14 protein-coding genes are annotated in these 12,473 nt (G+C 62.3%); 1 reads left to right on the top strand and 13 read right to left on the bottom strand.

Features of this window, described 5'->3' with window-relative positions; translation table 11 throughout:
• Window position 1: 1 nt before the first annotated feature.
• The 8 genes from lepB to rpoE all read right to left on the bottom strand — a co-directional run bounded on the left by lepB (window position 2) and on the right by rpoE (window position 6,915).
• Window positions 2-790, bottom strand: a complete 789-nt coding sequence (lepB, locus tag AC1PPK_RS11165) for a signal peptidase I (protein ID WP_481117888.1) — start codon at window positions 788-790, stop codon at window positions 2-4.
• A 30-nt stretch (window positions 791-820) separates the two neighbouring features.
• A complete protein-coding gene (lepA, locus tag AC1PPK_RS11160) occupies window positions 821-2,617 on the bottom strand; it encodes a translation elongation factor 4 (protein WP_481117887.1) in 1,797 nt (598 codons plus the stop codon).
• A gap of 69 nt (window positions 2,618-2,686) precedes the next feature.
• Window positions 2,687-2,938 (bottom strand): glutaredoxin family protein, encoded by a 252-nt coding sequence (locus AC1PPK_RS11155; RefSeq protein ID WP_481117886.1) that lies wholly within the window; start codon window positions 2,936-2,938, stop codon window positions 2,687-2,689.
• Window positions 2,928-4,361 (bottom strand): DegQ family serine endoprotease, encoded by a 1,434-nt coding sequence (locus AC1PPK_RS11150; protein WP_481117885.1) that lies wholly within the window; start codon window positions 4,359-4,361, stop codon window positions 2,928-2,930. Before AC1PPK_RS11150 ends, AC1PPK_RS11155 begins: the two co-directional genes overlap by 11 nt.
• Entirely contained in the window at window positions 4,358-4,813 is a 456-nt protein-coding gene (locus AC1PPK_RS11145; protein WP_481117884.1) for a SoxR reducing system RseC family protein, read from the bottom strand. The genes AC1PPK_RS11150 and AC1PPK_RS11145 overlap by 4 nt, the downstream gene beginning before the upstream one ends.
• Window positions 4,813-5,778, bottom strand: a complete 966-nt coding sequence (locus AC1PPK_RS11140; RefSeq protein ID WP_481117883.1) for a MucB/RseB C-terminal domain-containing protein — start codon at window positions 5,776-5,778, stop codon at window positions 4,813-4,815. Before AC1PPK_RS11140 ends, AC1PPK_RS11145 begins: the two co-directional genes overlap by 1 nt.
• Window positions 5,775-6,311: a sigma-E factor negative regulatory protein gene (locus tag AC1PPK_RS11135; RefSeq protein ID WP_481117882.1), complete on the bottom strand. Its 537-nt coding sequence runs from the start codon at window positions 6,309-6,311 to the stop codon at window positions 5,775-5,777. Before AC1PPK_RS11135 ends, AC1PPK_RS11140 begins: the two co-directional genes overlap by 4 nt.
• A gap of 4 nt (window positions 6,312-6,315) precedes the next feature.
• Window positions 6,316-6,915: an RNA polymerase sigma factor RpoE gene (gene rpoE, locus AC1PPK_RS11130; RefSeq protein ID WP_079435684.1), complete on the bottom strand. Its 600-nt coding sequence runs from the start codon at window positions 6,913-6,915 to the stop codon at window positions 6,316-6,318.
• Between the two features lie 207 nt (window positions 6,916-7,122).
• On the opposite strand from rpoE, the gene nadB reads away from it, so the two are divergent.
• A complete protein-coding gene (gene nadB, locus AC1PPK_RS11125) occupies window positions 7,123-8,736 on the top strand; it encodes an L-aspartate oxidase (protein WP_481117881.1) in 1,614 nt (537 codons plus the stop codon).
• Here nadB and AC1PPK_RS11120 read toward each other — a convergent pair.
• The 5 genes from AC1PPK_RS11120 to fabD are packed head-to-tail and all read right to left on the bottom strand — an operon-like array spanning window position 8,733 to window position 12,460.
• Complete coding sequence (locus AC1PPK_RS11120; protein WP_481117880.1) at window positions 8,733-9,170, bottom strand: protein YgfX; 438 nt, start codon at window positions 9,168-9,170, stop codon at window positions 8,733-8,735. The two genes, nadB and AC1PPK_RS11120, sit on opposite strands and share 4 nt — an antisense overlap.
• A 29-nt stretch (window positions 9,171-9,199) precedes the next feature.
• The gene (gene fabF / locus AC1PPK_RS11115) at window positions 9,200-10,435 is read right to left on the bottom strand and encodes a beta-ketoacyl-ACP synthase II (protein ID WP_481117879.1); all 1,236 of its coding nucleotides are present in this window, start codon (window positions 10,433-10,435) and stop codon (window positions 9,200-9,202) included.
• 16 nt (window positions 10,436-10,451) lie between these two features.
• Window positions 10,452-10,724, bottom strand: coding sequence for an acyl carrier protein (acpP, locus tag AC1PPK_RS11110; RefSeq protein ID WP_481118208.1), 273 nt, complete (start codon window positions 10,722-10,724; stop codon window positions 10,452-10,454).
• Between the two features lie 54 nt (window positions 10,725-10,778).
• Window positions 10,779-11,528: a 3-oxoacyl-ACP reductase FabG gene (gene fabG / locus AC1PPK_RS11105; RefSeq protein ID WP_481117878.1), complete on the bottom strand. Its 750-nt coding sequence runs from the start codon at window positions 11,526-11,528 to the stop codon at window positions 10,779-10,781.
• Window positions 11,525-12,460, bottom strand: a complete 936-nt coding sequence (fabD, locus tag AC1PPK_RS11100) for an ACP S-malonyltransferase (RefSeq protein WP_481117877.1) — start codon at window positions 12,458-12,460, stop codon at window positions 11,525-11,527. The genes fabG and fabD overlap by 4 nt, the downstream gene beginning before the upstream one ends.
• Between the last annotated feature and the right edge of the window lie 13 nt (window positions 12,461-12,473).

Genomic DNA, 12,473 nt, shown 5'->3' with positions numbered 1-12,473 from the left:
ATCAATGGAAGCTGCCGATACGTTTGAGGTCGCTGAAATTGAACCAGATGAAGAAGGCCTTGCCGACGATGTTCTCTTCCGGCACGAAGCCCCAGCCCCGGCTGTCGAAACTGCCGTCCCGGTTGTCGCCCATCATGAAGTAATGACCGGCAGGTACGGTGCAGGACACGCCGCGGCTAGTATAGGTGCAGTTCTCGCGGAACGGGTACTGGGTGATCTGGGAAACGAAGGCCGGCGCCTCGTTCTCGACAATGATGTTGTGCTCGACGTCGCCGAGCTTCTCGGTGAAACGGGGCGAGTAGTACAGCCGGTCAGCGTGCAGGTAGTCGCCCGCCGCTTGCTGCGGCATGGCCTGGCCGTTGATGGTCAGCTTCTTGTCGATGTATTCCACCTTGTCGCCCGGCAGGCCGACGACCCGCTTGATGTAGTCCAGCGACGGATCACCGGGGAAGCGGAAGACCATCACGTCGCCGCGCTTGGGCTCATTGACGGCAATCACCTTCTTGTTGATGACCGGCAGGCGGATGCCGTAGGTCCATTTGTTCACAAGGATGAAGTCGCCGACCAGCAGAGTCGGGATCATCGAACCGGACGGGATCTTGAACGGCTCGACGACGAAGGAGCGCAGGCAGAACACCACCAGGATCACCGGGAAGAAGCTCGCCCCATATTCCACCCACCAGGGCGACTTGGCCCCGATCGCCCGCCGCTTACTGGCAACGAAGTAATCGAGAGCCCATAGAACACCACTGAGCACCAACAGAACAAACAGAATCAACGCGAAATTCACGCCTGCACTCCTGAACCGGCCACCGGCTGGTTATTTGCCTTCATCGACCCGCAGCACGGCCAGGAAGGCCTCCTGCGGAATTTCCACGTTGCCAACCTGCTTCATGCGCTTCTTGCCCTCTTTCTGCTTCTCGAGGAGCTTTTTCTTCCGCGTGATGTCGCCGCCGTAACACTTGGCCAGCACGTTCTTGCGCAGGGCCTTGATGGTTTCCCGGGCCACGATGTTGGAGCCGATGGCCGCCTGGACGGCCACATCGAACATCTGGCGTGGGATCAGCTCGCGCAGTTTGGCCACCAGTTCGCGGCCGCGGTACTGGGAGTTGGCGCGGTGCACGATGATCGACAAGGCATCGACCTTCTCACTGGATACCAGCACATCAAGCTTGACCAGGTCGGCCGCACGGTATTCCTTGAACTCGTAGTCGAGCGACGCGTAGCCGCGGGAGACGGACTTCAGCTTGTCGAAGAAGTCCATCACCACTTCGTTCATCGGCATGTCGTAGATTAGCTGCACCTGACGGCCGTGGTAGAGCATATCTACCTGCGCGCCGCGCTTCTGGTTGCACAGCGTGATCACCGGCCCCACGTACTCCTGAGGCAGGAAGATGACAGCCTTGATGATCGGCTCGCGCACCTCGTCGACCTTCGACAGGTCGGGCAGCTTCGATGGGTTGGAAATCTGCTCGACGGTACCGTCCTTCATCAACACTTCGTACACCACGGTCGGCGCCGTAGTGATGAGGTTCATGTCGAACTCGCGCTCCAGGCGCTCCTGCACGATCTCCATGTGCAGCAGGCCAAGGAAGCCGCAGCGGAAGCCGAAGCCCAGCGCCTGGGAGACTTCCGGCTCGAACTGCAGGGACGCGTCATTGAGGCGCAGTTTTTCCAACGACTCGCGCAGCTGGTCGTACTCGTTGGACTCGACCGGATACAGGCCTGCGAACACCTGCGGCTTGATCTCCTTGAAGCCGGCCAGTGGCTCGGTGGCCTTGCGGTTGGCCAGGGTGATGGTGTCGCCGACCTTGGCCGACTTGAGTTCCTTGATGCCTGCGATGATGAAGCCCACCTGTCCAGCGGACAGGCTTTCCCGCGGCAGGGACTTGGGCGTGAACACACCGACCTGCTCGCACAGGTGCTGGGCACCGTTGGACATGAACAGAATCTTGTCCTTCGGGCAGAGGGTGCCGTCCACCACCCGCACCAGCATCACCACGCCCACGTAGTTGTCGAACCAGGAGTCGATGATGAGGGCCTTCAACGGTGCGTCAGGATCACCCTTCGGCGGCGGAATGCGAGCGATCACGGCCTCGAGGATGTCCTCGACGCCCATGCCGGTCTTGGCCGAGCACGGGATCGCGTCGGTCGCGTCGATACCGATGACGTCCTCGATCTCCTGCTTGGCACCTTCCGGGTTCGCCTGAGGCAGGTCCATCTTGTTGAGGACCGGCACTACCTCGACGCCCTGGTCGAGCGCCGTGTAGCAGTTGGCCACTGTCTGCGCCTCGACCCCCTGAGAGGCATCCACGACCAGCAGGCCGCCCTCGCAGGCCGCCAGCGAGCGGGAGACTTCATAGGAGAAGTCCACGTGCCCCGGGGTGTCGATGAGATTCAGGTTGTAGATCTGACCATCGCGGGCACGGTAGTTGAGCGCCGCGGTCTGGGCCTTGATGGTGATGCCGCGCTCGCGCTCGATGTCCATCGAGTCGAGCACCTGGGCTTCCATCTCCCGCGAGGAGAGGCCACCGCAAAGCTGGATGATCCGGTCGGCCAGCGTGGACTTGCCGTGGTCGATATGGGCAATGATCGAAAAGTTTCTGATGTGTTGCATGTCGGCCATGAAAAAGGGTGCCGGTGGGCACCCTGAATAAATTTTGTTTGCCTGGCAAAGACTTGGATTCTAACCGATACGCTGGAAATGAGCACGGACCGCCGCTTCGTCGAGGAAGTAATGGCACAACTCCGTATCCCCGGCAAGCACCACCGGCACCTTTTCGCTCCACAGCTCTTCAAGCGCCGGAAAGGCATCCACGTCCACCACCTCGACGGCAAAGCCCAGCTCTTGCTGCAAGGGCGTCAGCGCATCGACAAGATCGTGGCACAAATGACACCACTCCCGGCTCAGGACAGTCAGCTTGTGTTCAGCGCTCAATCGTTCTCACCGGCACGAAGGTCTGAAAATCGCCACGCAACACCAGCAGGGTCACGGTCTGCCCCGCCTCAAGGCCGGCAACGACCTTGTTGAAATGATCCACGGAGCGAATGTCGGTACGCCCGCCCTTCACCACCAGCGCCAGGATCGCGTCGCCGGACTGGATCTCGGAGGCCCGCGCCGACGCACTGCGTAGCGCATCGACAACCACCCCACCACCGGAAAAGCGCACATCACGCTTCTGGTCGGCACTGGGCTCGACGACCAGGATGCCCAGCTTGTTCGGCGAGGAATCCGGCCGGGCGACCTTGGCCACAACCTTGCGCACTTTGTCGTCGGGCAACTCGGCCACCACCACGGAGAGATCACGCGTTGCGCCCTTGCGCCACACCTGCAGCGGAACCTTGCTGCCCGGCCGGGTACTACCGACAGCCCGCGGCAGATCGCCCGACACGCCGATCGTCCGGCTATCGAAACGCAGAATGATGTCGCCCTGCTCGATGCCGGCCTTCTCCGCCGGACTACCCTTCTCGACGGAACTCACCAACGCGCCGACCGGCTTGCCCAGCCCGAAGCTGTCGGCCAGTTCGCGGGAGACCTCCTGAATGACCACGCCGACGCGCCCGCGCTGCACGCGGCCATTGCTGCGCAACTGGCCTTGCACCTCCATCGCAACATCGATGGGAATCGCGAAGGACAGGCCCATGAAACCGCCGGTGCGGCTGTAGATCTGGGAGTTCATCCCGACGACCTCACCCTTCATGTTGAACAGCGGCCCGCCCGAGTTGCCGGGATTGATCGCCACGTCCGTCTGGATGAAGGGCACGAAGCTTTCCTGCGGCAAGGAACGCCCCTTGGCACTGACAATACCGGCGGTCACCGAATTCTCGAAACCGAAAGGAGAACCGATGGCCACAACCCAGTCGCCGACCCGCAGCCTGGAAGGATCCCCCAAGGTGACCTTGGGCAGGCCGGCGGCCTCGATCTTCAGCAGCGCCACGTCACTGCGCGGATCCGCCCCCATCAGACGGGCGCGGAACTCGCGCTTGTCGGTCAGCTTGACGATGATCTCGTCCGCCCCCTCCACGACATGCGCATTGGTGAGCACATAGCCATCCGGGGACACAATGAAACCGGAACCAAGGGAACGGCTGTCCGGCTCGATCCGCGGCGCCCCCGGATGACGGGGCACGAAGCGCCGGAAGAAATCGAACATCGGGTCGTCTTCATCCAAGCTCGGCACCGGCCCCTTGCCCTGGCGTACCGCCTGGGTGGTGCTGATATTGACAACCGCCATGCCCTGACGCTCGGCCAGCTCGGCGAAATCCGGCAGATCCCGCGACAACGCTATCGCCGGCACACCACCGACCAGCAGGCTCCCCGCCACCAGTAAGGCGCGGCAACACTGGAGCGCTATCTTCATTGTCCGCATGCTCCCGCCTGGTCTGACGCCCCACGCACCAGGTGCATGGGCAGATCCTGCTGCAGGCCCCGACTCCGCTGACGTCCCCACACAACCGCTGCCAGACCACCGACCAAGGCCCCCAGCGCGGCCAGCAGATCGGCATTACCGCCCGGGGCTACGACGGCGCCGCAGACAGCTCCGGCGATGACACCCAGCACCGGCCAACCATACGCATACAGCGCCGCCTGCAGCGGCACGCGATCGTCGATGACGACACCGACGGACTCACCGGGATGCGCCTCAATATCATTGACCACTCTCACGCTCCGGCTGATCGGCGCCAGTGGGCGAGCCAGATCGACACCGCCGCAGCCACCCGGCTCGTTGCAACGACCACAGCCCTGGGCCACGGACACATCCACCCACGCATAGCCGGCATCCAGCCGCTGGACGACACCATTGACCCGCATCAGCGCTTCCGCATCTCCACACCGTCGGCAATACGCACAAGCGCCTGCTGCGGCACCTCCCCCAGCACGGTGATAAGGTGATCGGACACCGTGCGGCGGAAGATGTTGAACGCCCCGGACGAACTCATCCCACTCTGCAGGTTGTTCTTGGCCGGCATGGGCTCGATGAACACGGAAATCGCCGCCAGTCCATCGGAAAACACCACGTGATAGGCCTCGCCGCGCTCCTTGCGCCCCTGTCGAGCCACCGATACGACCTGACGGAAACCAGGGATAGAGTTCTTGAAAACCCAACCGATATCCTCGACCTTTACATCGTTGCCGCGGGCATTGACAACTTTCCAGTCGCTTGAGCGCACGAAGCGGGGCTTGACCTTGTCCCTATCGAAAGGCGCGCCCACCTGAACTTCGGTGAAAGCGAACTGCTCGATGTTCTCCCCCTTCTCGCCAACCAGACGCGCCCGCAGCAGCAGGCCGGTGCCCACATCGGCCCAGAACTGGTGACCAAAGCGCAAGTCGTCCTTGGGTTCGAGGATGATCTGCTGGCTCTCCATGCCTACGATGCGAACCACCTCACCCTTGCGGATGCGATAGTGTTCGGCAAGCGCGCTGGGGGATTGCGGCAGACGTGCCGGAAAACTGCGGCGTGCCGTTGATTGGTCAATGATGAGGAGCTTCTGGTCGGGCAGAAAACACTGCACCTCTTCGTTGTTGCGCACCACCTCCCGCGGACTGCCGTCGAGGGCCTCGAGTTTCTCGTACTCGCCGCTGCCATCCACCAGATGGGCAATGCGCGATGTCTCGACGTTCTTTCCGCTCTGGTAGGTGAAAGTCCCCGTGTAATTGAGCTTGTGGGCCGCATTGGAGATACGTGCAAGCCAGCTGAGCGGATCTGTCGGAACGTCGGCCAGGGCGGAGCCACTCCATGCCCCCAGCGCCACCAGGCAACAGAAAAAATGCTTCATCGCTGGCTGGCCACCTGGGTATCCGAGACGGTACGCACATACAAGGCCACGCCCGGCATGGCCGCCGACGGCGCCATTGCCTGATGGGCGAACAGATATTCACGCTCCGACGTTTCGCTGTTGGCGGCCAGTTTGGCCGGCGCCTGGTCCATCGTCACCGCCGCGATGGGGGCCTTCTTGGCCTGGGCCATCTGCAGTGCATCCTGGCCGGAACCGTTCAGGTTCATCGCCACCCAGCCGACGGCCGCCACCCCCATCACCGACGCCGCGATCGGCATCAGATGACGCACCCAGCCTCCCCCGATCTCACGCTTCGGCGGCGCCAGAACGGTCGGTTCGTCATCCAGACACAGCATCACGTTACGAGTGAAGTCCGACGACAGGACTTGCTCATCGCGCAACAGATCTCCGATCAGGCAATAGTTCTCCCACTCCTGACGCAATGCACCATCCCGCTTCAGGGAATCGAACATCCGCGTCGTCGCGTGCTCGTCGAGCGCGCCGTCGAGCAGGGCAGAAACCTTTTCTTTCATCGTCTTACCACCTTTTATTCGGAGCCGTATCGAGCAACGGCTTGAGCTTTTCAGAAATTGCTTCCCGCGCGCGGAAAATCCGCGAACGGACCGTGCCGATAGGGCACTCCATGATCGTGGCGATCTCCTCGTAACTCAGGCCTTCGATCTCGCGCAGGACTATCGCCGTTCTCAATTCTTCAGGCAGCGCCTCCATGGCCACATTTACGGTGTCGCCAATCTGCTTGGTCATCAGGAGGCGTTCCGGCGTATTGATGTCTCGAAGCTGGTCCCCTTCCTCGAAAGTCTCGGCTTCTTCGGAATCGAAATCGGTCGTAGTGGGCGCGCGCCGCCCCTGCGAAACGAGAAAATTCTTGGCAGTGTTGATCCCGATACGGTAAAGCCACGTGTAAAAAGCGCTGTCCCCACGAAACGAGGGCAAGGCACGATAGGCCTTGATGAACGTCTCCTGGGCGACATCCTCCACTTCGGCTGGATCTCGGATCAATCTCGACAACAGGCGGGCGAGCTTGCGCTGATACTTGGAAACAAGCAGGCCAAACGCCTGTTTGTCGCCGCGCTGCACACGCTCGACCAACTGCTGGTCAATTTCGCGATCGCTCATGGTCGGGAAACAAATATCTTCGTAGTCGTGACCTGAAGGGTCACCGGCCCAGAAGTATATCCCGAGAGCCGCCAAAACCTGGCCAAAGTACCTCCTAGACCCTGCTGCATCCGTATAGTTCAGTCGTCCTCAGGGTTGTTTTGCGACTAACTGCACGTGCTATAGTCGGCCCTTCGCAAAACAGCCCACCGCGGCAATCCCTCCGAAGTGACCGCTTTTGACGTGCTCATTCTGGGCAGTGGCCTAGCCGGACAATCCCTGGCCCTGCGCCTGGCAGACAAACTCAAGATCGCCCTCGTTACCAAACGCTCCCTCGAAGACAGCGCCAGCGCCTGGGCTCAGGGCGGCATCGCCGCCGTTCTCGACCCCGCTGACGACACCGAAGCTCATGTGGCCGACACCCACACCGCCGGCGCCGGCCTGTGCTCCGACAGTGCCACGCGCTTCGTCGTCGAGAACGGCCCCCGCGCAATCCACTGGCTGATAGAACACGGCGTCCCCTTCACCGCCGACTCCAGCACCTCCATCGGCTACCACCTGACCCGCGAAGGCGGCCACAGCCACCGACGCATCATCCACGCTGCCGATGCCACCGGCGCCGCGGTACAGGCCACGCTGACCGAACAGGTCCGCCGCCACCCGAACATCACCATCCTCGAGCAGCACATCGCCATCGACCTCATCACTGGCACCAAGGTCGGGCGCTCGGATGAAGGCTGCCTAGGTGCCTACGTGCTCGACATCGCCAACGACGAGATGCGCACCATTGCCGCGCGCCACACGGTGCTCGCTACCGGCGGCACCGGCAAGGTCTACCTGTATACGACCAACCCCGACACCGCGACCGGCGACGGCGTGGCCATGGCCTGGCGCGCCGGCTGCCGGGTCTCCAACATGGAATTCATCCAGTTCCATCCGACCTGCCTCTACCATCCGCAAGCCAAGTCCTTCCTGATCTCCGAGGCCGTGCGCGGTGAAGGTGGCGTACTGCGCCGCCCAGACGGCAGCCGCTTCATGCAGGATCACGATCCACGCCTGGAGCTCGCCCCACGCGACGTGGTTGCACGCGCCATCGACTTTGAAATGAAAAAGCACGGCTTGGACTGCGTCTTCCTCGACATCAGCCACAAACCGGCAGATTTCCTGCAGAGCCACTTTCCGAACATCCTGGCGCGTTGCATGGAGCTGGGTATCGACATCACCCGCCAGCCGATCCCGGTTGTGCCGGCCGCCCACTACTCCTGCGGCGGCATCGTCACCGATTTGCACGCCCGCACCGATGTGAAGGGCCTCTACGCGATCGGCGAAAGCGCCTGTACGGGCCTGCATGGCGCCAACCGCCTGGCCAGCAACTCGCTGCTCGAATGCCTGGTCTTCAGCGAATCGGCAGCAGCCGACATCCTGGCCAATCCCCGCCCGCTGCCGGACAACCTGCCCCTGTGGGACGAAAGCCGGGTCACAGACGCCGACGAGACGATCGTGATCTCCCACAACTGGGACGAGTTGCGCCGCTTCATGTGGGACTACGTGGGCATCGTGCGGACCAACAAGCGCCTTGAGCGCGCCCAGCACCGCATCCGCCTGCTGGCCCGAGAAATCGACGAGTACTACAGCAATTTCCGCGTCTCCAATGATCTGATCGAGCTGCGCAATCTGGTCGTCACCGCCGAACTGATCGTCCGTAGCGCCCTCAAGCGCAAGGAAAGCCGTGGCCTGCATTTCAGCCGCGACTACCCGGAAACCCTGTCGAAGGCCCGCGACACCATCCTTCGTCCGCCGCATAAGCGGACCTTCGTGCGCGCGCCGCTACCGAGAGCCTAGGGCGGCGAATCCTGCGGGCCCGCCAGACGCATGCGGGCTCGTAGACGCAGCCACACCTGCAGTTCGGTCCACGCCTGCGGCGCTAGCTGATCGCGAAACAACATCAGCGCACCGGTTTTTCGCTCGCCATCAACCCGCCAGATCAACCAGACGGCCGCATACGTCACCACGCTCGCGGGAAGCAGATTCAGCCTGTGCTCCAGCAGCCCATTCGGATCAAAAAGTAGTGCGCCATCCTCCAGCAATCCCAGGGGCTCCGGCACTCGACGGCAATGACGCCAGCAATGCCAGCCTGCCCCCGCCAGCACCAGCCCCCCGGCTTCACTGATCGGGCCCACGCCAAAACCAAGCAGAAACGAAAAAGCCGCCGCAAGATGCAGAGCCACAAGAAGCATGGCGAGCAGCCGCGACGGCCTGAATTCAATGACTGTCATGGACGCGCGGATTCCGTGCGTCCATGCGGTCAGATCTTGCGGAACACCAGGGTACCGTTGGTACCACCGAAGCCGAAGTTGTTCTTCATTGCCACGTCGATCTTCATCGGGCGGGCAACGTTCGCGCAGTAGTCCAGATCGCACTCCGGATCCTGCTCGAAAATATTGATCGTCGGCGGCGACACCTGGTGGTAGACCGCCAGCGTCGTCAGCACGGACTCGAGACCGCCCGCACCGCCAAGCAGGTGGCCGGTCATCGACTTGGTGGAGTTCACCACCAGCCCCTTGGCGACATCGGCACCAAAAGCCAGCTTGATGGCCTCAGTTTCGTTCTTGTCACCCAGCGGCGTGGAAGTGCCGTGCGCGTTGAGGTACTGCACTTCATCCGGGTTCACACCGGCATTCTTCAGCGCATTGATCATGCTGCGACGCGGACCATCGGTGTCCGGCGCGGTCATGTGGTAGGCGTCGCCGCTCATGCCGAAACCGGCCAGCTCAGCGTAGATGCGCGCACCGCGCTTGACCGCGTGCTCGTACTCCTCTAGGACCAGCACGCCAGCCCCTTCGCCCAGCACGAAGCCATCACGATCCTTGTCCCACGGACGACTTGCGGTGGCTGGATCGTCATTGCGGGTGGACAAGGCCTTGGCGGACGCGAAGCCACCAACCGCCAGCGGCGTGACGGTGGACTCGGCACCGCCGCACACCATTACGTCCGCATCACCGTATTCGATCATCCGGGCACTGATACCGATCGCGTGCAGACCAGTGGTACAGGCGGTGACGACCGCGATGTTCGGCCCCTTCAGACCAAACATGATCGACAGGTTGCCCGAGATCATGTTGATGATGGTGCCGGGGATGAAGAACGGCGAAATCTTGCGGGGACCGCCAGCGAGGAAATCGTCGTGGGTATCCTCGATCATCGGCAAACCGCCGATGCCCGAACCGATGTTGACACCGATCCGGTGGGCGTTCTCTTCGGTCACCTCGATGCCCGAATCACGGAAAGCCTGGATGCCCGCGGCAAGGCCGTAGTGGATGAAACCATCCATACGACGCGCTTCTTTCGGCGAAAGATAGGCACCGATATCGAAGCTCTTCACTTCACCGGCGATCTTCGCCGAGAAGTTCGTGGTATCGAAACGGGTGATCTCACCGATACCGGAACGGCCATTCAGGATGGCGTCCCAGGCTTCAGACACGGTATTGCCGACCGGCGAAATAACGCCAAGGCCGGTGACGACGACTCTGCGACGGGTCAAGGCAGGCTCCGGAAACTTACTTCTTCAGGTGGGCGGTGACGTAGTCGATCGCTTGCTGAACGCTGGTGATCTTCTCGGCTTCTTCGTCGGGGATCTCGCACTCGAACTCTTCTTCAAGGGCCATCACCAGCTCGACGGTGTCGAGGGAGTCCGCGCCCAGATCGTCCACGAAGGAGGATTCGTTCTTGATTTCGGACTCGTTGACACCAAGTTGTTCGGCAACGATTTTCTTGACGCGCTGTTCGATATTTTCCATGTGTTTACTCCTTCCCTGATTACGGGTGTGAATTCAAAAACCTTCGCATTCTACCAAAAACATGCCCCCCCGCCAGCGCGGCGAGGATCAGGCCATGTACATACCGCCGTTCACGTGCAGGGTCGCGCCGGTTACGTAAGAAGCCGCAGGCGAGGCCAGGAAACCTACCACGGAGGCGATTTCTTCCGGCTTGCCGAGACGGCCCAGCGCGATCTTGCCCTGCAGCGACTCGCGCTGCGCTTCCGGCAATTCCTTGGTCATGTCGGTGTCGATGAAGCCCGGCGCAACACAGTTGACTGTGATATTGCGGCTACCGAGCTCCTGCGCCAGCGCCCGGGTCATACCCGCCACGCCCGCCTTGGCGGCCGCGTAGTTAGCCTGCCCCGGATTGCCGGAACTGCCGACCACCGACGTAATGTTGATGATCCGGCCGCCGCGCGCCTTCATCATGCCACGCATGACCAGCTTGGACATGCGGAAGACGGCCTTCAGATTGGTGTCGATGACCGCATCCCACTCGCCATCCTTCATGCGCATGGCCAGGTTGTCACGGGTGATGCCAGCGTTATTGACCAGCACGGCTACCGCACCGAAATCCTTCTCGATTGCTCCCAGCGCAGCCTCACAGGCCTCCGCATTGGTCACGTCAAGGGCCAGACCACGACCTGCAATGCCTGCCGCCTCAAGACCAGCCTGAATATCCGCAGCACCAGCTTCGGACGTAGCCGTCCCGATCACCGTCGCGCCCATGCGCCCCAGTTCGAGCGCAATGGCCCGTCCAATGCCGCGGGACGCACCGGTCACCAGCGCAACCTGCCCCTGCAAAACCTGAGTCATACCGCCCCCGTCATCTTCAGAACCTCTTCCAGGCTGGCCGTGTCGGCGATCGCGCCGCCCTGCAGGCTGCCTTCGATACGCTTGGTCATGCCGGCCAGCACCTTTCCGGGGCCACACTCGAACACATGCGTCGAGCCACGACGGGCAATCTCGCGCACGGTCTCGATCCAGCGCACCGGGGAATAGGCCTGGCGGACCAGCGCATCCTTGATGCGTTCGGGCTGGTCCTCGACGGCTACATCCACATTGTTGAGCACCGGAATGGCGGGCACCTTCAACTCGATTTCAGCCAGACGCACAGCAAGGCGCTCGGCCGCCGGCTTCATCAGCGCACAGTGGAAAGGCGCACTCACCGGCAGCAGCACGGCACGCTTGGCACCACGCGCCTTGGCAACGGTGATCGCACGCTCGACGGCGGCCTTGGAACCCGCGATGACGATCTGCCCCGGGGAATTCAGGTTGGCGGCGGAAACCACGTCGCCCTGGGCCGCTTCAGCACAGGCCTCGACAGCCGCATCCTCGTCCAAACCGAGCAGCGCGGCCATTGCACCTTCACCCTGCGGAACCGCCTCCTGCATGGCTTGCGCACGCAGACGCACCAGCTTGACCGCTTCGGCCAGCTCTAGGGAGCCGGCTGCCACCAGCGCCGAATATTCACCGAGGCTGTGGCCGGCAACCAGGGCCGGCACCGCACCACCTCGGGCAATCCACTCGCGATATACAGCCACACCGGCGGTCAGCATCAGCGGCTGGGTATTGACGGTCCGGGCCAGCACCTCGGCCGGACCTTCCAGCACCATCTGCCACAAATCCTCGCCGAGCGCGTCGGACGCCTCGGCAAAAGCTTGGCGAATCACGGCGGACTCGCCATAGGCACTCATCATGCCCACGGACTGGGAGCCCTGCCCCGGAAACACAAACGCAAAATTCATGATCCCTACCCTG

Source organism: Zoogloea sp. JDB1, from assembly GCF_056724025.1.
The sequence above is the reverse complement of the archived record's forward strand: the minus strand, read 5'-3'. Positions and strand labels throughout refer to the sequence as shown.